At 62.2% G+C, this 18635-nt stretch carries 14 protein-coding genes and 1 pseudogene; 13 read left to right on the top strand and 2 right to left on the bottom strand.

The features are described 5' to 3' along the window. The first annotated feature begins 91 nt into the window (after window positions 1–91). The 5 genes from cydP to AB7933_RS22515 are packed head-to-tail and all read left to right on the top strand — an operon-like array spanning window position 92 to window position 3394. Window positions 92–268 carry a cytochrome oxidase putative small subunit CydP gene (cydP, locus tag AB7933_RS22535; protein ID WP_024076427.1) on the top strand — a complete coding sequence of 59 codons (177 nt, stop codon included), beginning with the start codon at window positions 92–94 and terminating at the stop codon, window positions 266–268. Next, entirely contained in the window at window positions 265–1836 is a 1572-nt protein-coding gene (locus AB7933_RS22530; protein ID WP_024076426.1) for a cytochrome ubiquinol oxidase subunit I, read from the top strand. Before cydP ends, AB7933_RS22530 begins: the two co-directional genes overlap by 4 nt. Then, window positions 1829–2965 carry a cytochrome d ubiquinol oxidase subunit II gene (gene cydB / locus AB7933_RS22525; protein ID WP_024076425.1) on the top strand — a complete coding sequence of 379 codons (1137 nt, stop codon included), beginning with the start codon at window positions 1829–1831 and terminating at the stop codon, window positions 2963–2965. The genes AB7933_RS22530 and cydB overlap by 8 nt, the downstream gene beginning before the upstream one ends. 22 nt (window positions 2966–2987) lie before the next feature. Beyond that, window positions 2988–3110, top strand: coding sequence for a cytochrome bd-I oxidase subunit CydX (cydX, locus tag AB7933_RS22520; protein ID WP_024076424.1), 123 nt, complete (start codon window positions 2988–2990; stop codon window positions 3108–3110). Beyond that, on the top strand, window positions 3107–3394 hold the full coding sequence (locus AB7933_RS22515) for a cyd operon YbgE family protein (protein WP_024076423.1): 288 nt from the start codon (window positions 3107–3109) through the stop codon (window positions 3392–3394). Before cydX ends, AB7933_RS22515 begins: the two co-directional genes overlap by 4 nt. Window positions 3395–3487: 93 nt before the next feature. Here AB7933_RS22515 and bamA read toward each other — a convergent pair whose 3' ends face one another. Then, window positions 3488–5854, bottom strand: a complete 2367-nt coding sequence (gene bamA / locus AB7933_RS22510) for an outer membrane protein assembly factor BamA (RefSeq protein WP_024076422.1) — start codon at window positions 5852–5854, stop codon at window positions 3488–3490. 188 nt (window positions 5855–6042) lie between these two features. Between bamA and AB7933_RS22505 the strand changes: the two genes are divergently transcribed. The 5 genes from AB7933_RS22505 to AB7933_RS22485 all read left to right on the top strand — a co-directional run bounded on the left by AB7933_RS22505 (window position 6043) and on the right by AB7933_RS22485 (window position 12016). Beyond that, on the top strand, window positions 6043–6726 hold the full coding sequence (locus AB7933_RS22505) for a response regulator transcription factor (protein ID WP_041160976.1): 684 nt from the start codon (window positions 6043–6045) through the stop codon (window positions 6724–6726). Next, the gene (locus AB7933_RS22500) at window positions 6723–8006 is read left to right on the top strand and encodes an ATP-binding protein (protein ID WP_024076420.1); all 1284 of its coding nucleotides are present in this window, start codon (window positions 6723–6725) and stop codon (window positions 8004–8006) included. Before AB7933_RS22505 ends, AB7933_RS22500 begins: the two co-directional genes overlap by 4 nt. A gap of 57 nt (window positions 8007–8063) precedes the next feature. Beyond that, window positions 8064–8516, top strand: a complete 453-nt coding sequence (locus AB7933_RS22495; RefSeq protein WP_024076419.1) for a hypothetical protein — start codon at window positions 8064–8066, stop codon at window positions 8514–8516. Between the two features lie 127 nt (window positions 8517–8643). Continuing rightward, on the top strand, window positions 8644–11049 hold the full coding sequence (locus AB7933_RS22490) for a TonB-dependent receptor (protein ID WP_024076418.1): 2406 nt from the start codon (window positions 8644–8646) through the stop codon (window positions 11047–11049). Between the two features lie 352 nt (window positions 11050–11401). Next, window positions 11402–12016 carry a TetR/AcrR family transcriptional regulator gene (locus AB7933_RS22485; RefSeq protein WP_024076417.1) on the top strand — a complete coding sequence of 205 codons (615 nt, stop codon included), beginning with the start codon at window positions 11402–11404 and terminating at the stop codon, window positions 12014–12016. Between the two features lie 48 nt (window positions 12017–12064). Here the strand turns inward: AB7933_RS22485 and AB7933_RS22480 are convergent, their stop codons facing one another. Continuing rightward, window positions 12065–14815, bottom strand: a complete 2751-nt coding sequence (locus AB7933_RS22480; protein WP_041160974.1) for a beta-glucosidase — start codon at window positions 14813–14815, stop codon at window positions 12065–12067. A 507-nt stretch (window positions 14816–15322) separates the two neighbouring features. Here AB7933_RS22480 and AB7933_RS22475 point away from each other — a divergent pair. The 3 genes and pseudogenes from AB7933_RS22475 to gspF all read left to right on the top strand — a co-directional run bounded on the left by AB7933_RS22475 (window position 15323) and on the right by gspF (window position 18631). After that, complete coding sequence (locus AB7933_RS22475; protein ID WP_041160973.1) at window positions 15323–15547, top strand: hypothetical protein; 225 nt, start codon at window positions 15323–15325, stop codon at window positions 15545–15547. A 155-nt stretch (window positions 15548–15702) separates the two neighbouring features. Then, a pseudogene (gene gspE / locus AB7933_RS22470) lies at window positions 15703–17432 on the top strand (type II secretion system ATPase GspE). Further along, a complete protein-coding gene (gene gspF, locus AB7933_RS22465; RefSeq protein ID WP_024076413.1) occupies window positions 17429–18631 on the top strand; it encodes a type II secretion system inner membrane protein GspF in 1203 nt (400 codons plus the stop codon). The pseudogene gspE and the gene gspF overlap by 4 nt, the downstream one beginning before the upstream one ends. The last annotated feature ends 4 nt before the right edge of the window (window positions 18632–18635 follow it).

Below are 18635 nucleotides of genomic sequence, written 5' to 3'. Positions count from 1 at the left end.
TTAATTCAACCCGATCACATCGTAACTGTCTGTTTTATAAGCATATAAATACAGAATCAGGCCTTGGCATGCCCTGTGCTAATTGCCTGGCATGACCATTTCCGACAAACGCCTGCTACGCCATCTGCTCACCGCGGTGCTGATCAAGCTCGTGCTGCTGAGCGTGCTGTGGTGGCTGTTCGTCCGGGATTCGCACGTCACTGTCGACCCGAACACGGTCGGCAACCGATTCGGTGTACCCACCTCGACTCAAGGGGCAAGCAAGTGATCTCAGAACAACTGGTGGATTTGTCACGGCTGCAGTTCGCAGCGACTGCGCTATACCACTTTCTTTTCGTGCCGCTGACGGTGGGCATGGTGTGGCTGCTGGTCATCATGGAGAGCGTCTATGTGATGACCGGGAATGTCATCTGGAAAGATATGACGCGCTTTTGGGGCAAGTTATTCGGCATCAACTTCGCCTTGGGGGTGACCACCGGCATCACCTTGGAATTTCAGTTCGGCACCAACTGGGCGTACTACTCCCACTACGTGGGCGACATCTTCGGCGCCCCGCTGGCCATTGAGGGGTTGATGGCGTTTTTCCTCGAATCGACCATGATCGGGCTGTTCTTTTTTGGCTGGGATCGCCTGAAGAAAGAGCATCACTTGCTGGTCACGCTGCTGATGGCCATCGGTACCAACCTGTCGGCGTTGTGGATATTGATCGCCAATGGCTGGATGCAGAACCCGGTGGGCTCGGAGTTCAGCTACATCACCATGCGCATGGAGATGGTGGATTTCTGGGCGGTGGTGTTCAACCCGGTGGCCCAGGCCAAGTTTGTCCACACGGTATCTGCCGGTTATGTCACCGGCTCGATGTTTGTGTTGTCGATCTCCAGTTGGTACTTGCTCAAGGGGCGTGACATCGAGTTCGCCAAGCGCAGTTTTCGGGTGGCGGCTGCCTTCGGCCTGGCCTCGGTGCTGAGCGTCATCGTGCTGGGGGATGAATCGGGTTACACGGTGGGCGAGGCGCAGCAAACCAAGCTCGCGGCCATGGAGGCCATGTGGGAAACCAAGCCGGCGCCGGCGGGGCTAACCTTGCTGGCCAGCATCAATGAAGCCGAATCCCGGAACAACTGGGAAGTCGACGTGCCGTGGGTGATGGGCTTGATCGGCACGCGCTCGGTGAGCAAACAGATTCCCGGCATTCATGACATCAAAGAGAAAAACCGTGCGCGCATCCTGCGTGGCATTACCGCGGTCAATGCGCTGGAAGCCCTGCGCGCCGATCGCACCGATAAGGCGGCGTTCGAGACCTTCGAAGCGTACAAGGCCGACCTCGGCTTTGGCCTGCTGCTTAAAAAGTACGTCGCGGATGTCAACCAGGCCACCCCGGCCATTATCGACAAGGCGGTGAACGATACCGTACCGCGCGTAACCCCGATGTTCTGGGCGTTCCGGGCCATGGTCGCGCTGGGTTTCGCCATGCTCCTGCTGTTCGGGCTGGCCTTCTGGAGCACCTTGAAGTCGGCCTGCACACGCCGCCGCTGGCTGCTGCGTTGGGCGCTCTGCATGCTCCCCGCGCCCTGGCTGGCCTGCGAGCTGGGCTGGTTCGTCGCTGAATACGGTCGTCAACCCTGGACCATCTACGGCGTGCTGCCCACCCACATGAGCGTCTCCACGCTGAGCATCAACAACCTCTATGGCTCGCTGGCAGGATTCGTCGCTTTCTACACCGTGCTGCTGGTGGTTGAAATGTTCCTGATGGTCAAGTTCGCCCGCCAAGGGCCCGGCAGCCTCGGAACCGGCCGTTATGCCCACGATGCCAACCTGAAGGAACTCCACCATGCTTGATTACGTCACCCTGAAAATTATCTGGTGGGCACTGGTCGGCGTACTGCTGATCGGCTTCGCCATCATGGACGGCCACGACATGGGGGGCGGCACCCTGCTGCCCTTTGTGGGCCGCACGGACCTGGAGCGCCGCGTCGCGATCAACACGGTGGGGCCGCACTGGGACGGCAACCAAGTGTGGTTCATCACGGCGGGCGGCGCGTTGTTCGCGGCCTGGCCGGTGGTGTATGCCACTGCGTTCAGCGGGTTTTACTGGGCGATGATCCTGGTCCTGTGGGCGTTGTTTTTCCGCCCCGTGGGGTTCGACTATCGCAGCAAGATCCACAACGCCAGATGGCGCAGCACCTGGGACTGGGGGCTGTTTGTCGGCGGGGCCGTGCCGCCGCTGGTGTTCGGCATCGCGTTCGGCAACCTGTTGCAAGGTGTACCGTTCCACTTCAGCGACCTGCTCGTATCGACGTACACCGGGAGTTTCTGGCAACTGCTGAACCCCTTCGCGCTGCTGACCGGGGTGGTGAGCAGTGCAATGATCACGCTGCAAGGCGGTACGTACCTGGCGCACCGCACTGAAGGGGCGATCCAGGCCCGGGCGATCAAAGGCGGGGTGGGCGCGGCGTTGGTGCTGCTCTGCACATTTGTGATCGCTGGCATCTGGTTGCAATGGATCGACGGCTATCGCATTACCTCGGTGGTGGATACCGCCGGGCTGCCGGACATTCTCAACAAGACGGTAGTGCGCGAAGCCGGTGCCTGGATGGCCAATTACGGCCATTACCCTTGGCTGTGGCTGCTGCCCGTGCTGGGCTTGGTCGGCGCAGCCGCTGCCGCGTTGTTGCTGATGATGCGGCGGACCCTGGCCGCGTTCGTCGCGTCGTCGCTCGCGGTGATCGGCGTGATCAGCACGGCCGGTGTCTCGATGTTTCCCTTCGTCATGCCGTCGTCATCGGTACCGGCGGCCAGCCTGACCGTGTGGGACAGCGTTGCCAGTCATCTGAGCCTGGCGATTATGTTCTGGGCCACGCTGATTTTCATGCCGCTGATCGTGATCTACACCTCATGGGCCTATCGCGTCATGCGCGGCAAGGTCACCGTGGCGCAGATCAAAGCCAACGAACATTCAGCCTACTAGCGTCATCGGAGGAGCAACGACTATGTGGTATTTCGCCTGGATGCTGGGAGTCGGCTTTGCACTGCTGCTGGCCATATTAAATGCGATGTGGGGCGAGAACGAAGCCGGCCGCGCCCTGAACGATCGTGACGAGACGCGGCCATGACGCCGCGTGCCGCCGACGCACCGGCGCCCTCACAGCTACACCTGCTGAGCTTGCTGCTTGCGATCGCGATGATGCTAGCGTGTACGCTCTATCCGCCGATGATGACCGCGCCAGATGGCCGCGCTGATCATGGGCTGGCAACGGCGTTGTTCACCGCGATGAGCGTGGCCTTTGTCAGGGGCGTGGGGTTTGTGCCACGCAGGCGTGTGTGGCGCGGGTTGTTCTCGGGCTGGACCTGCCTGGCCGCACTGGCCCTGGCGGGCGCGCTGAAGTTCCTGCGCTGAAGGCGCGACGATCCCGAAGCTACGGTGGCATCTCTTTGCCGTAGCGGGATCGTCGAGCCTTGCGCACGCGGCGGCGCCGGAATGCTGGAAGCCTCAGAACGTCTGGCCCATGGAAAACTGGAAGATCTGCTTGTCCGCGTTCTCCGGCGTGCGGATCGGATACGCCAGGTTGACACTCAAGGGCCCCAGCGGGCTGTACCACGTCACGCCCACCCCCACTGAGCTGGCCATCTGGCTCAGGTCCACACTGCCGCAGCCTTGGGTGGTGCTCAGGTAGCATTTGTCCGAATACACCGAGCCCATGTCCCAGAACAGCGAGGTGCGCACGGATTTGTTGTCCTTGATAAAAGGCACTGGGAACAAGTACTCCGCGCCCCCGGTAATCAGGATATTGCCGCCCAACGCATCGGTATCGCGGTCTGAATAGTACGCCTGACCGGCGCTGGCATAGGTGCCGGTCGCCGGGGTGCTGCGCGGGCCGAGGGTGCCACTTTTAAAACCGCGCACCGTGCCTTCGCCGCCCGCGGTATAGCTTTCATAGAAGGGCAGCCCGTCCGTGGCGCCATAACCGTTGCCGTAACCGAGCTTGGTATGCAGGCGCAGGGCCGTGGTGTTGCTGACGGGCAGGAAGGTTTGCCCCGTGTAGTCGACTTTGTAGAAGCTCAGGTCACTGCCGGGCACCGTCACGGTCAGGTTGAGGTTTTGCGAGTGCCCGCGCGTGGCCAATACGCCCTTGTTCAAGGTCGACTCCGACCAGCCCAGGTTGGCCTTGAAGTTGGTGAACTGCTTGCCTTCGCGTTCGATGAAATCGTAGATCTCGTCGGCGCTGTAAGTGCCTGGCTCGATGCTGTCGTGTTGGGCTGTCAGGCCGAAACTCAGGCGTGAAGTCTCATTGATCGGGTAACCGAGGGTGGCGCCCAGGCCAAAACTGTTGATGGCGTAATAAGACACCCCATCATCGTAGTATTTGTTGTAGTCGGTCTTGTTGTAGAACGCGTTGTAACCCAGGCTCACCCCGTCGGCCGTGAAGTAAGGGTCGGTGAAACCGATGTTGTACTTGCTCTGGTAGGACGAACGGGTCAGCCCCAGGCTGGCGTAATTACCCGTGCCGAGAAAGTTGTTCTGGGTAATCGAGCCGCCGAGGATCAGCCCCGAACTCTGGGCGAAGCCGACGCTGGCGGTGATCGAGCCGGAGGCTTGTTCTTCCACGGCGTAGTTCACATCCAGCTGGTCATCCACGCCGGCGACTGCCGGCGTCTCGACATTCACCTCCTTGAAGAACCCCAGGCGCTCCAGGCGGACCTTGGATTGGTCGATCAGGTAGGTCGACGCCCAGCCACCCTCCATCTGGCGCATTTCGCGGCGCAACACCTGGTCGTCGGTCTTGGTATTGCCCCGGAAGTTGATGCGATTGACGTAAGCCCGCTTGCCGGGGTCGACGCTGAAGAGGATGTCGACCGTATGGTCGGCGTCATGGACCTGGGGCGTACCGTTGACGTTGGCGAACGTATAGCCTTCGTTGCCCAGGCGGCGGGTAATCAACTCCGAGGTGGTGGTCATCAATTTGCGCGAGAACACCTGGCCCTTTTGCACCAGCAGCAATGATTGGAGCTGGTCTTGCGGGACTTTCAGCTCGCCGCTCAACTTGACGTCGCGCACCGTGTATTTCTGGCCTTCCTGGATGTTCACGGTGATGTAGACGTGCTTTTTGTCCGGAGTCATGGAAACCTGGGTCGAGCTGATGTCCATGTTGATGTAGCCACGGTCCAGGTAATAGGAGCGCAGCCGTTCGAGGTCGCCGGAGAGTTTCTCCCGCGCGTATTTATCGTCGTTCTTGAAAAATGACAGCCAGTTGCTGGTCTTGAGCGTGAAGGTGTCGGTCAAGGCGTCGTCGGGGAATACCGTATTGCCCACCACGTTGATGTGCTGGATCGACGCCACTTCACCTTCATCGATCTTGATCTTCACGCCGACCCGGTTGCGCGGCTGGGCGATGACCTCGGTGTCGACCGACGCCGAATAGCGGCCCTGGGCAACGTACTGACGCTGCAACTCATTGCGCACACCCTCCAGGGTGGCACGCTGGAATATCTCACCTTCGGCAAGCCCGCTCTGCTTCATGCCCTTCATCAAGTCGTCGGTGGAGATCGCCTTGTTGCCTTCGAATTCGATACTGGCAACCGAAGGACGCTCGACTACATTGATAATCAGCACGTCGCCTTCGCGGCTCAACTGGATGTCCTGGAAGAACCCGGTCTTGAACAACGCACGCGTGGAGTCCACCAGGCGCCGGTCATCCGCTTCGTCGCCGACATTCAGCGGCAGTGCGCCGAACACGCTGCCCGCCGAGACCCGTTGCAGGCCATTGATTCGAATATCCGAAATTTTGAAGCCTTGGGCGAGTGCCAGTGAGGCATTGAGCAGCAGCGCAACCGAGCAGAGCAGGCGCGAAAAATTCATCAAGATCTTTTCCAGAACACATCGACAAGCAGCGCCGGCGCGCTTGGATCACTCGCCGACCGGTGAAGGGCGAGCATACGAGCGCGGGGCGTTTGGTGCGGTTAACCGAATGTCAAGTTAGGTAAAGGTTGGCCCGAATCGCTGCTGCAAGGCTGATAATGCGCACCCACCCCACAGACGAGCCGGCAATGATCTCCGTACTGTTAGTCGACGACGACCAGGAATTGACTGGAATGCTGAGCCAGTACCTGGCGTGTGAAGGCTTCGAAGCCACGGCCGTGCACACGGGCGAGGAGGGCGAGGCCGAAGCGCTGTCGGGCCGCTACAGCATTGTGGTGCTGGATGTCATGCTGCCCCAGCGCTCGGGCATCGAGGTGCTGCGGCGTATCCGCACGGTCAGCCAGGTGCCCGTGGTGCTGCTGACCGCCCGTGGCGACAACATCGATCGCATCACCGGCCTGGAGCTGGGCGCCGACGATTATGTGCCCAAGCCCAGTTCCCCAGGCGAGCTGGTGGCACGCCTGCGCGCCATCATGCGCAGGGTGCAGGCGGCGGGCCAGCCGACCACCGAGGTGATCAAGACCGGCTCGCTGGTGTTGTGGCCAGGCAAGCGTGAGGCCCTGTGGAACGGCGCCGAGCTGGGTGTGACCAGCACCGAGTTCAGCCTGCTCGAAGAGCTGGCCCGCAGCGCCGGCCAGGTGGTAAGCAAAAAAGACCTGTCGCTCAACGCCCTGGGCTGCCCGCTGACCCGCTACGATCGGCGCATTGACGTGCACATCAGCAGCATCCGGCAAAAGCTGGGGCCGCGCCCGGATGCCAAGGCCTGGATCCAGAGCGTGCGCGGGCTTGGCTACCTGTTGATTGCCGAATGAGCAAGCCCGGCCTGCTGTTCTGGAAGCTGTTCCTGGCTTTCTGGCTGGCGACCACCTTGACGTTCCTGGTGGGCGTCGGTGTGCTTGAGGTGGGCCGCTTCCGCCCGGGCGACCCGCATGTGGAGGCGATCCTCGCCAGCGAAAAGAGGCTGCTGCAACAGTTTGGTGTCCAAGCCGCCGGCCAGCTTCTGACGGTATGGGAGCGGCCGCCGGATGAGGCCATCGGGGTCTATGACAGTACCGGCCAGTTGCTGGTTGGCGCTCCCGTTGCACAGCCGGCCTATGAGCAAGCGGTCACCAGCCGGGAGGGCCTGGCGCTGTCTCTGCGGTCGACCCATGCGCCGGGTAATGACGCAGGCAGGCCGTGGCCCCAGATCCCGCTGATCATCGGTACGCTGATGAGTGCGCTGTTCAGCGGTTACATGGCGTACTACCTGGCCTGGCCCTTGGCGCACTTGCGTCGGGCAATGAGCGATGTGGCCCAGGGGCGTTTCGAAACCCGGGTCAAGCCGTCCATGGGCAAGCGCCGCGATGAAATCGTCGACCTGGCCGAAGACTGCGACCGCATGGCCAACCAGTTGAAGGTATTGGTGCAAGCCCAGCAGCACCTGCTGCACGACATCTCCCATGAGCTGCGCTCGCCGCTGACGCGCATGCAAGCGGCCATCGGCCTGTTGCGCCAGGACGCCGCGCGCCTGGAAATGCTCGAACGCATCGAGCGCGAATCCGAACGCATGGACACCCTGATCGAAGCGTTGCTGACCCTGGCTCGCCTGCAGGGCCGGCCCGAAAGCATCGAGCGCGAGCCGCTGGATATCGTCGAATTGCTGGCGATGATTGTCGAAGATGCGCAGTTCGAAGCCGGTATCAAGGGCTGCCGCGTTCATCTGCAGGCTTGCCCGCCGTTTATCGCCTGTGTCAGCGGCGAGTTGCTGTACCGCTGCTTTGAGAATGTGATCCGCAACGCTGTGCGCTATACCCGGCCGGGTACTACCGTGCGGGTCTCGGCGCACGTCAATGCCGAGGCGAATCGCTTGAGCGTGCGCATCAGCGACCAAGGCCCGGGGGTGCAGCATGACCGGCTGCACAGCATCTTCCAGCCGTTCGAGCGCGGCGTGGGCGATGCCACTGTCGGCTTTGGCCTGGGCCTGGCCATCGCCGCGCGGGCAGTGCAGATGCACGGCGGCACTATCGAGGCGCGCAATGAGATGGGGGGAGGGCTGACCGTGGAGGTCAACCTGCACAGCGCGCGATCTTTACACGACATTACATTGGCTTGACCGCCCTGTACGTCGCCGCTCATTAGACTGGTCGCCAGTGATCGAGCGGAGATGGCAATGTTTCAGGTGCATAAAAAGGGCTTTGTGCCCGGCAGGAAAATGGTCGACGGCCTGGTCCCGTATGATTTCTTTTGCGAAGACAGCCCGGCGATCAATCTCTTCGTGTTTACCGGCGCGGCCACCCCAGGCGCAAGCGTCGAAGAGCAGACGCTGTGGGGCTTCACCCGGCTGGAGCGGTTCGAGGCGATGACCAGCGTGCTGGTGGGCAACAAGCAACAGGCCGGCTGGTTTCAAAGCGTCAATGTGCTGACCGGGCCTGACCTGAACGGTACGCAAAGCGTGAAATTCCAGCGCGTGCTGAAAATCATCAAGCACGCGAGCGCCACGCGCAAAGTCGACTACGAGATCCTGACCGACGAAGGCGACACCTACTTCACCCGGCCGACCGTCGCGCCGAACTGTGCGCAAACCGTCATCTATTCGGCCGACACCTCCGCTCAGCGTTGGTAAACACGCCATCAAGGCGGCGTAAGGAGTACTCGAACTTTTTTTGTGAATGATTTTCGTCGAAGCCTGTCCCTTTTTTTCACCTCACCGGTCATTCCAGGTAAGTGAACAAAATCGAGAGCTTCTTCCAATGCCCGCAGTCCTCCCCTTGCGCTTGCGCCCGTTGCTCAAACTGAGCCTGGTGCTGAGCCTCAGCGCCAGCCCGTTGTTTGTCCCGCTCAGCTATGCCGAAGACACCGCCGCCCGCCGCAGCTACCAGGTGCCCGCGGGGAGCCTGAGTGCCGCGCTGACCCGCTTCGCCGGGTTGTCAGGCGTCAACCTGTCGGTGGACCCGGCGCTGGTCAGCGGGCGCAGCAGCGCTGGGTTGTCCGGTGAGTACGGCGTGGAGGAGGGCTTTGCGCGTTTGCTGCAAGGCTCGGGCCTGCAACTGCAATCGATGGGCGAGCAGGCCTACATGCTGGTGCCGGTACCGGATGGCAGCAGCCTGGAGCTGGCGCCGACGTCCATCCTGGGCACCACGGGCCTGTATGACGGCGATACCTACGCCGGCGGCCAGGTGGCGCGCCGTGGCTCGCAAGGCTTGCTGGGCACGCGGGACTTCATGGAAACGCCGTTCAGCATGACCACCTACACCCAGGACACGGTCAAGAACCAGCAGGCGCGTACCCTCGGCGACCTGATCGCCAGCGACCCCTCGGTACGCGCCACTAACCCGGCCGGCGGGCGGTATGAACAGTTCACCATTCGCGGCTTCAGCCTGTTCAACAGTGATGTGGCCTACAACGGCCTGTACGGCGTGCTGCCCACTTACACCATCGACATGGAAATGGCCGACCGCGTCGATATCTTCAAAGGCCCCACCCAGTTGATCAACGGCATCTCGCCGCGCGGCAGCGTGGGCGGCGGCATCAACGTGGTGCCCAAGCGCGCCACCGACAAGGACATCACCTCGTTTACCGGCACCTGGGCCTCCGACAGCCAGGCGGGCGGGGCGGTGGATGTGGGGCGGCGCTTTGGCGAGGACAACAAGTTCGGCCTGCGTTTCAATGGCGTGAAGCAATCTGGCGATACCACCTGGGACCACCAGAGCGTCGACCGCGAAATGGCGGTGCTGGGCCTGGATTTCCGTGGCGAACGCCTGCGCCTTTCCACCGATATCGGCCACACCGAACGCGATACCGATGCGCCACAGGAACGTGTGCAAGTGGCCGCCGCCGCGCCAGTGCCGAGCGCCAACGATGTGCGCCACAACTATGCGCAATCCTGGAGCAAGGCCAGCACCAACGACACCTTCGGTACCGTGAATGCCGAATATGACCTCAGCGATTCGGTGATGCTCTACGGCGGTGTGGGCGCGCGTAAAAGCAACCACGACTTCCTGCGCCATGCAGTGTCAGTGACCAATGCGGCCGGCGATTTCACGGTGCAGCCCCGTGATTTCACCCGTGATGAAAATGTGCGCACCTACAACGCGGGTGTGCGCAACTGGTTTCACACCGGGCCAGTGAGCCATGAGGTCAACCTGGCCGCCAGCTACTTCTATATGGACTTCACCAACGGCGGCGCGCGTTATGCGAACGCGTCGAGCAATCTCTACAACCCCGTGCAAACTGCGACGCCGTCCGTGGCCACGCGCCAGGATGCGAAGGTCTACACCGAGAACAAGTTCAGTGGCGTGGCCTTGTCCGACACCCTCGGCTTCTTCGATGATCGCCTGCTGTTGACCCTTGGCGCGCGCTGGCAGCGGGTCAAGGTGGATGACTGGAACAATGGGGTCAAAGGCCTCACCGGCTACGACGAAGAAAAGATCTCGCCATCCGGCGGCTTGCTGTTCAAAGCCACCGACAAACTGTCGCTGTACGCCAACTACATGGAGGGCTTGAGCCAGGGCAAGATCGCGCCGTCCACGTCGAGGAATGAAGACGAGATCTTCCCGCCGTTTATCAGCCGCCAGGTCGAAGTCGGCGCCAAATACGACGCCGGAGCCTTCGCCGTGACCGCCGCCGTGTTCCGCATCAAGCAACCGGCCTATGAAACCAACGCCACCTCGCGGTTATTCGGCCCCAACGGCAAGCGCCAGAACCAAGGGGCGGAAGTCAGCGTGTTCGGTGAACCGCTCAAGGGCGTCCGCCTGCTCGGTGGGGTGATGTACATCGACAGCGAACTGACGCACACCACCAACGGTACCTACGACGGCAACCGCGCGCCGGCCACGCCCAAGTACAACGTCAACCTCGGCGCCGAGTGGGACGTACCGACCCTCGAAGGCTTGACCCTGACCAGCCGCGGCATCTACTCCAGCTCGCAGTACCTGGACCCGTCCAACGTCAAGGAAATCGACGCCTGGAACCGCATCGACGTCGGCGCACGCTATGCCTTCAAGGTGGATGACAAGCACATCACCCTGCGGGCCAATGTCGAGAACGTCGCCGATAAGCGCTATTGGAGCTCGGCGGGTGCGTCGGATGACAGCGAGCCGGGGCTGACCCTGTCGACCCCACGCACCTACCTGCTGTCTGCCACCGTCGACTTCTAATACCCGCGCCCCTGTATGGATTGATGGCTTGTTGTGGCGAGCGGGCTTGCCCCGCGTTGGGCTGCGAAGCAGCCCCAAGACACCGTCCCGGAGCTGCCTGACACACTGCAGCGCTCTTATTGGGGCCGCTTCGCGACCCAACGCGGGGCAAGCCCGCTCGCCACAGTTACTGTGGTCCTCCTTTACTGACAGGCATCAGGGCTTGCCCCGGGCGGTCGGAAGCCTTGGAGGATGAGGTACAGCATTTGAACCGGTTGGACTGCCGCCTGATCGAACGGGAAAGCGCCTGAGCTTTATTTGCGGCCCAGGGGCAATTTGGATACGGTGCAAGCCTGCCCACAAGGACCTCCCCATGACCGAGCCTGCCCCCAAGACCCGCCGCGCGCCCAAAGGTGAAAAACGCCGCGAAGAGCTGCTGGACGCGGCCTTGCAGGTGTTTTCCCTCGAGGGTTACAGCGGCGCTTCGGTGGCCAAGGTGGCGGCCATCGTCGGTATTTCCGTGGCCGGTGTGCTGCATCACTTCCCCAGCAAAATTTCATTATTGATGGGCGTGTTGCAACGTCGCGACGAGGTCAATCAACGGATTGCCGATGAAGTGCGCGCGGAGAAGTCGCTGACCGGGTTGCTCGGAAGCCTGCGCGCGATCAACCGTTCGAACGCCACCGCGCCGGGCGTGGTGCGCGCGTTTACCATCTTGAATGCCGAAAGCCTGCTCGACACCCAACCGGCCTGGGCCTGGTTCCAGGCGCGCTATGCGGCGATTCAGCAACGTATGCAGGGGCAGTTTGCCGACCTGGTCGCAGCGGGGGAGGTGCGCAGCGATGTGGACATCGCCGGGCTGGTGGAAGAAATCCTGGCCATGATGGACGGCTTGCAGATCCAGTGGCTGCGCTTTCCGGAGCAGGTGGACCTGGTGGCGCGGTTTGACAGCTACATCGCGCGGGTCGAGGCAGCCATCAGAACCTGAGTGAACCCACTCAAAAATGTGGGAGGGGCTTGCCCCCTCCCACAGCGGTCAGTTACCCGCAGCACTGCCCTGGCTGCTGTCATCGCTCATGTTATAGCCATCACCGTCGCTGGTGCCGCTATCACCTTCATTTTGATGCAGCACACCGCCAGTCTTCACCGTCGATTCACGCAGCGTCGAGTTGAGCGCCGAGCGCGGCAGTGGGTTGCTGGTGGTGGTCGACAGTTCCTGGCGGAACGGGTTGACCAGCTTGGCGTTCAGGCGAATGTCCTGGGACGACGCGCCCACCGACAGGTTGAAGCTGTCGGCATCCACGACCCATTGCTTGCTCGCCACGTCGTAGTAGGCCAGCGAGCGATCGTTGAGCTCGATAGTCACGCGCTTGCTCTCGCCCGGCTTCAAGAACACTTTCTTGTAGCCCTTGAGTTCCTTGATCGCGCGTTCGACTTTCGGGTTGTTCTGGCCCACGTACAACTCGGCCACTTCGGCGCCCGCGACCTTGCCGGTGTTGGCCAGGTCGAACGACACCTTGATCGGCGCACCGGCCACCGCCACCCCAGGGGTCACGCTGATGTTGCTGTAGCCGAAGGTGGTGTACGACAAGCCGTAGCCGAACGGGTAGAGCGGCTTGATGCCCTTTTTCTCGTAGCCGCGATAGCCCAGGAACAGGTCGTCCTTGTAGCTCATCTCGGCCAGGGTTTCCTGGTTGTCGAACTTGGGGAAGGTCGCGTAGATCGGGTTGTCTTCGATGTTGCGCTCGATGCTGATCGGCAGCTTGGCCGACGGGTTGACCTTGCCCAGCAGGATCTCCGCCAACGCCTGGCCGCCGTTCTGCCCAGGGTAGAACGCATGCAGCGCGGCCGGTACCTGGTCGATCCAGTCGCTCATCTTCAAGCCGGTACCGCCGTGCAGGGTGACCACGGTATTCGGGTTGACCTTGGCGATGCTCTGGATCAGCAGGTTCTGGTACTCGGGCAGGTCGAAACTGTGGTCGAAGCCTTCGCCTTCGTATTCATTGCTGTTACCGGCCGCGACCAATACCGCGTCGTACTGGGCCAGGTCCTGCGGTGCCACCAGCGAGGCCCAGCTCATCTGCACGCCCACCAGGCCGCCCATGGTCGACAGGTAGCCGTTGCGGCGTGAGTATTCCAGCTTGATGTCGACCGGTTTGCCGGCTTCCAGGTTGACCTTGGCAAACACCGGAATGGTCGGCGGAATACTGTTGTTCGGCAGCGGTTTGCCGTCGCCGTTGTCGAGGACTTTCTGGCCGTTGACGTAGAGGCGCACGGCGCCGTCGGCACGCACCTTGAACACCTGCTCGCCGCTGACCGTCGGGGTGATCTGGCCGCTGTAGCGAATCGAGGTGGCGGCGGTATCGCCGTTCACTGGGAGGCTGTCGGTGGACCAGTCCAGGTCGACATGGGCGTCGGTGCGGCTGGCGGCCGGGTCGCCGGACCAGTTGGTGTTGCTGAAGAACTCGGTCTTCAAGCCTTTGACGCGGTTGCCATGGCTGTCGGCGTGGGTCCAGGTCGAGGTGGCGGGGTCCAGGGACAGCCCGTCGATGAACTCGACCTTGGCGCCCGGCGCCAGTTGCTGCAAGCCGCTCAGCTCACTGATGTAGTTGGCGGCCATGACGTTGGCGCTGCCAAAACCGGTAGGTGGCGCGTACTTGGCCAGGGTGCCGACCACGGCGATGCGCTTGACCTTTTTGGCGTCCAGCGGCAGCAGGCTGTGCTGGTTTTTCAGCAGCACGATGCCTTCGCGGGCAGCGTTCAGGGCCACGCGGTTGCTGGTAGCACTGTTCATGTTGTGGCTGGTCAGCGGCGCCTTGCTGTCGAACTTGTACAGGTAGATCTGCTTGAGGATGCGGCGCACCTTGTCATCGATGGTCGCGCTGCTCAGCTCGCCGCTGTCCAGGTACGGCTTGAGGATGGTGCTGTTCATCTGGTAGCCCATCATGTCCAGGTCGGTACCCGCCTGTGCCGCCGGCAAGCCGTTGACCACTGCGTTGTAGTCGCTCTGCACGAACCCCGGGTAGCCCCATTCGGTCTTGAGGATGTCACGCATCAGGTGCTTGTTCTGGCAGGCGAACTCGCCGTTCACCTGCTGGAAGGCGCACATCATCATCGCGACCTTGCTGTTCTTCGAGGCGGACTCGAACGGCGGCAGGGTCATCTCGCGCAGCACGCGCTCGCTGATGATTTCATTGAGGTGGAAGCGGTTGCTTTCCTGGTCGTTGGCGGCGAAATGCTTGGCGTTGGCCCACACACCACGCGACTGAATGCCGTTGATCACCGCCGGCCCCAGGCTGGCGCCCAGGAACGGATCTTCACCGGACAAGTACTCGAACGCCCGGCCGCTGTACGGCATGCGGTAGAGGTTCACGCCTGGGCCGGTGACGAACTGATAGCCGCCACTGGCGGTGTCATAGCCCAGGGCACGGCCCAGGTCGATGGCGCGACGTGGGTTCCAGCTGGCGGCCAGGTTCGGCCCCGACGGGTAGACCACGCCCTGCGCATTGCCTTCGCTGGTGTAGCGCACGCCCACGCCGCCATCGGCGCCGTGAATCTGCGGGATGCCGTACTGGGTCAGTGGCTTGACGTCCCAGCCTCCGGTGCCGCCGATGTAGGCGAGTTTTTCTTCCATCGTCATCTTCGCCAGGGTCTTGTCCGCGGCTTTTTCCGCGCGGCTTACCCGGCCTTCATCCAGGGCGGGGCTGGTGGCTGCATGCACCTGGGACACGGCCAGTGCCAGCAGGGCGAATGCCGACTGTGCACCGATCATTTTGCGTTTATTCATGGGACTCTCCGACAACAGTTCAGTAAACATGGCGCGCCGAGAAGTGCGTATTGCACTGCACCTCGTCACTTTTTTCTGGGCAAAAGTTGCCCGTGATCGCAATTTTTAACCGATGGCTAATTGCAACTATTTGGCGAAATTCGCAGTTTTATAAGTGTAATAATTGTATTGGTTATTGTTGTAGGTAGTGTCTAAGCGATATCACGGGATGGCATTTTGAACCGCGAAAGCGGCATAATTAAGGCAATTCTTGCGCTTGTAAGTCAAACGAAAGCTAATTTTTGCGTGAAATAAGAAATAATTTCTTACGTTCTGGAACTAAGACTAAACCTACCAGTCGATTGGTTTAACAAAAAACATCCTGGCATGGCTAACTAGTGGCATTGCTCGATGGTTCTAAAGTGCCATGTTTACACAAGCTGTCATACACAACGCTTTGGTGTAGGGTCTTGATCGAGTTCAAGGCGCCACTTGGGCTATTTGCTGTTTTTGATCTGGAGAAAGTTGATGAAGATTTCCCTGTTGGGTGCCGGTGTTGTATTGGGCGTTGCGCTAAGTGGTGCGGTGATGGCGGCTGATGCCACCGACGCGGATGCCAAGTCAGGCGCCGCCGATTCCACCGTGCTGACCCAGAGCCACGATGCCAAGGCGGCCAAGAAGCAGAAGACCGAAACCACCAAAGGCGGGCGGCCGCTGAACAGCAGCCAGGCCGCGCCGAAGACCTCGAACTAACGGGGAAACGCGGTCCCCTGTGGGAGGGGGCTTGCCCCCGATAACGGTGTATCAGCCGGCGCATACGGCAGCTGGCCCACCGCTATCGGGGGCAAGCCCCCTCCCACAAGGGTTTCCCAACGCCCTTTAGAACATCGCCCTTCAGATAGTCACCCATGCCCAGTTCCTCAACGCCCATCGATGCCTGCCAACTGCACATCCCGCACACCGAACAGGTCTGCGCGTGGCTGATGCAACACGCTGGGTTGAAAACCGTTGACCTGGAGCGCGCCCGGCGCCTGTCCCAGGAGGGCGGCGATGCCGAGTTGCTCGGCCTGCTCACACGTTTAGGGCTGGTCTCGGAAGTGGAACTGGCCCGTGCCTGGGCGGACCTGCTCGGCGCACCGCTGCTGCTGGCCGATGCGGCGCCGCCGCTGCTTGATCCGTTGCCGGTATTGACCGAACGCTTCATGCACCACTACCAGGTGGTGCCTGTGGGCTGGAGCCAGGGCGGCCTGCGGGTACTGGCGGCCAACCCGTCGCTGGTCTACCCGTTCCAGGCCATCGCCTATGCCTGCGGCGTACCGGTGTGGCTGGCCGTGGGCCCGCGCAACGAAGTCGAAACCCTGATCGAGCGCTACTACGGCCAGGGCCGTTCGGCCATGGGCACCCTGATCGAAAACCTCGACGAGCAGGGCAGTGCCCTGGAAGACATCGAACACCTCAAGGACATGGCCTCCGAAGCGCCGGTGATTCGCCTGGTCAACCTGATCCTGCAGCGCGCGGTAGAACATCGTGCCTCGGATATTCATATCGAACCCTTCGAAAACCAGCTCAAGGTGCGCTACCGCATCGACGGCGTGCTGCACGAAGCCGAAGCCCCGCCGTCCAGTTCTTCGGCGGCGGTGATTTCGCGGGTGAAGATCATGGCGCGCCTGGACATCGCCGAGCGGCGCCTGCCCCAGGACGGGCGCATCATGCTGCGCATCCAGGGCAAGGAGCTGGACTTGCGGGTGTCCACGGTGCCCACCAGTTTTGGCGAATCGGTGGTCATGCGTTTGCTCGACCGCCAGACCGTGCAATTCGATTTCCAGAGCCTGGGCTTTGATGGCCAGCGCCTGGAAACCTTCCTCGAAGTGCTCGAGCGGCCCCACGGCATCCTGCTGGTCACCGGGCCCACCGGCTCGGGCAAGACACCACCCTGTACACCGCGTTGTCGCGACTCAATACCGCCGAGCGCAAGATCATCACCGTCGAAGACCCGGTGGAATACCAGCTTGAAGGCATCAACCAGATCCAGGTCAAGCCGGCCATCGGCCTGGACTTCGCCGGCGCGCTGCGCTCCATCGTGCGCCAGGACCCGGACGTGATCATGATCGGTGAAATCCGCGACCTGGAAACCTGCCGCATCGCCATCCAGTCGTCCCTCACCGGCCACCTGGTGCTCTCGACCCTGCACACCAACAGCGCGGCCGCGAGTATCACGCGCTTGCTCGACATGGGCGTCGAAAGCTACCTGATTGCCTCGACCGTCAACGGCATCCTCGCCCAGCGCCTGGTGCGACGCCTGGACCCGGCCACTCGCGAAGCCTTCGAAGCCCCTGCGGAATTGATCGCCGAGCACGGCCTGGATCGGTTTACCGAGCAGCGCCCGATCCTGCTCTATCGCCCCCGCGCCGATGCGCCGGGCGGTGGCTACCACGGCCGCAGTGCGATCACCGAACTGCTGGTGATGAACGACGAACTGCGCAGCCTGCTGATGCGCCAGGCCGACGCCGCCACCCTCGAACAGGCCGCCCGCCGTGGCGGCCTGCGCACCTTGCATGAAGAAGGCCTGCGCCAGGCCGTGGCGGGTGTCACCTCCCTTGAAGAAGTGCTGCGCGTCACCCGTGGAGAGGGCGCATGAGCCTGTTCAAATACCGTGCCCTCGACGGCCAGGGCCAGGCGCAAAACGGCACCCTCGAAGCCAAGGACCAGGACGCCGCCGTCGCCGCGCTGCACAAGCGTGGCTTGTTGCTGTTGCAGATCGAGGTGGCGGGCGCCCAGGGGCTGCGCAAGGCCTTCGGCCGGGGCCAGTTGAACGGCGCGGCGCTGGTCAGTTTCACGCAACAGTTGGCCACCCTATTGGGCGCCGGTCAGCCGCTGGAGCGTTCCCTGGGCATCCTGCTCAAGCAGCCCGGCCAGCCGCAGACCCGCGCGTTGATCGAGCGCATCCGCGAACAGGTCAAGGCCGGCCAGCCGTTATCCAAGGCGCTGGAGGCGGAGGGCAGTCAATTCTCGCCGCTGTACTTGAGTATGGTCCGCGCCGGTGAGGCGGGCGGCGCCCTCGAAGACACCCTGCGCCAGCTCAGCGATTACCTGGAACGCAGCCAGTTACTCAGGGGCGAAGTGATCAACGCGTTGATCTACCCGGCCTTTCTGGTGGTCGGCGTGCTCGGTTCGCTGGCCTTGCTGCTGGCCTACGTGGTGCCGCAGTTCGTGCCGATCTTCAAGGACCTGGGCGTGCCGATTCCGCTGATCACCGAGGTGATCCTGGGCCTTGGCCAATTCCTCGGGGCCTACGGCCTGGTGGTGCTGGCCGGGTTGATTGTCGGCGCATGGGCCCTGGCCGCACGTCTACGCGACCCCCAGCGCCGCGAACGCTATGACCGCCGCGTGCTGGGCATCCGCATCATCGGCCCGCTGCTGCAACGGGTCGAAGCCGCCCGCTTGGCCCGCACCCTCGGCACGCTGCTCAGCAACGGTGTGGCGCTGCTGCAAGCGCTGGTGATTGCCCGCCAGGTCTGCACCAACCGCGCCCTGCAAGCCCAGGTCGCCCAGGCCGCCGAGTCGGTCAAAGGCGGCGGCACCCTGGCCAGCGCTTTCGGCAGCGAGCCGCTGCTGCCCGATCTGGCGTTGCAAATGATTGAAGTCGGCGAACAGGCCGGCGAACTCGACAACATGTTGCTCAAGGTCGCCGAGGTGTTCGACGTCGAAGCCAAACGCGGCATCGACCGCCTGCTCGCCGCGCTGGTGCCGTCCCTGACCGTGGTCATGGCGGTGCTGGTGGCGGTGATCATGCTGGCGATCATGCTGCCGCTGATGAGCCTGACCAGCAATATATGAACCC

The sequence above is a fragment of the Pseudomonas gorinensis genome (assembly GCF_042015035.1).
GTDB lineage: Bacteria > Pseudomonadota > Gammaproteobacteria > Pseudomonadales > Pseudomonadaceae > Aquipseudomonas > Aquipseudomonas gorinensis.
The sequence above is the reverse complement of the archived record's forward strand: the minus strand, read 5'-3'. Positions and strand labels throughout refer to the sequence as shown.

Coding starts and splice junctions, on each gene's coding strand:
- AB7933_RS22500 (WP_024076420.1), top strand. CDS start 6,723: ATGAGCAAGCCCGGCCTGCTGTTCTGGAAGCTGTTCCTGGCTTTCTGG.
- AB7933_RS22485 (WP_024076417.1), top strand. CDS start 11,402: ATGACCGAGCCTGCCCCCAAGACCCGCCGCGCGCCCAAAGGTGAAAAA.
- bamA (WP_024076422.1), bottom strand. CDS start 5,854: ATGAATTTTTCGCGCCTGCTCTGCTCGGTTGCGCTGCTGCTCAATGCC.
- AB7933_RS22475 (WP_041160973.1), top strand. CDS start 15,323: ATGAAGATTTCCCTGTTGGGTGCCGGTGTTGTATTGGGCGTTGCGCTA.
- cydB (WP_024076425.1), top strand. CDS start 1,829: ATGCTTGATTACGTCACCCTGAAAATTATCTGGTGGGCACTGGTCGGC.
- AB7933_RS22480 (WP_041160974.1), bottom strand. CDS start 14,815: ATGAATAAACGCAAAATGATCGGTGCACAGTCGGCATTCGCCCTGCTG.
- AB7933_RS22495 (WP_024076419.1), top strand. CDS start 8,064: ATGTTTCAGGTGCATAAAAAGGGCTTTGTGCCCGGCAGGAAAATGGTC.
- AB7933_RS22505 (WP_041160976.1), top strand. CDS start 6,043: ATGATCTCCGTACTGTTAGTCGACGACGACCAGGAATTGACTGGAATG.
- cydX (WP_024076424.1), top strand. CDS start 2,988: ATGTGGTATTTCGCCTGGATGCTGGGAGTCGGCTTTGCACTGCTGCTG.
- AB7933_RS22490 (WP_024076418.1), top strand. CDS start 8,644: ATGCCCGCAGTCCTCCCCTTGCGCTTGCGCCCGTTGCTCAAACTGAGC.
- gspF (WP_024076413.1), top strand. CDS start 17,429: ATGAGCCTGTTCAAATACCGTGCCCTCGACGGCCAGGGCCAGGCGCAA.
- cydP (WP_024076427.1), top strand. CDS start 92: ATGACCATTTCCGACAAACGCCTGCTACGCCATCTGCTCACCGCGGTG.
- AB7933_RS22515 (WP_024076423.1), top strand. CDS start 3,107: ATGACGCCGCGTGCCGCCGACGCACCGGCGCCCTCACAGCTACACCTG.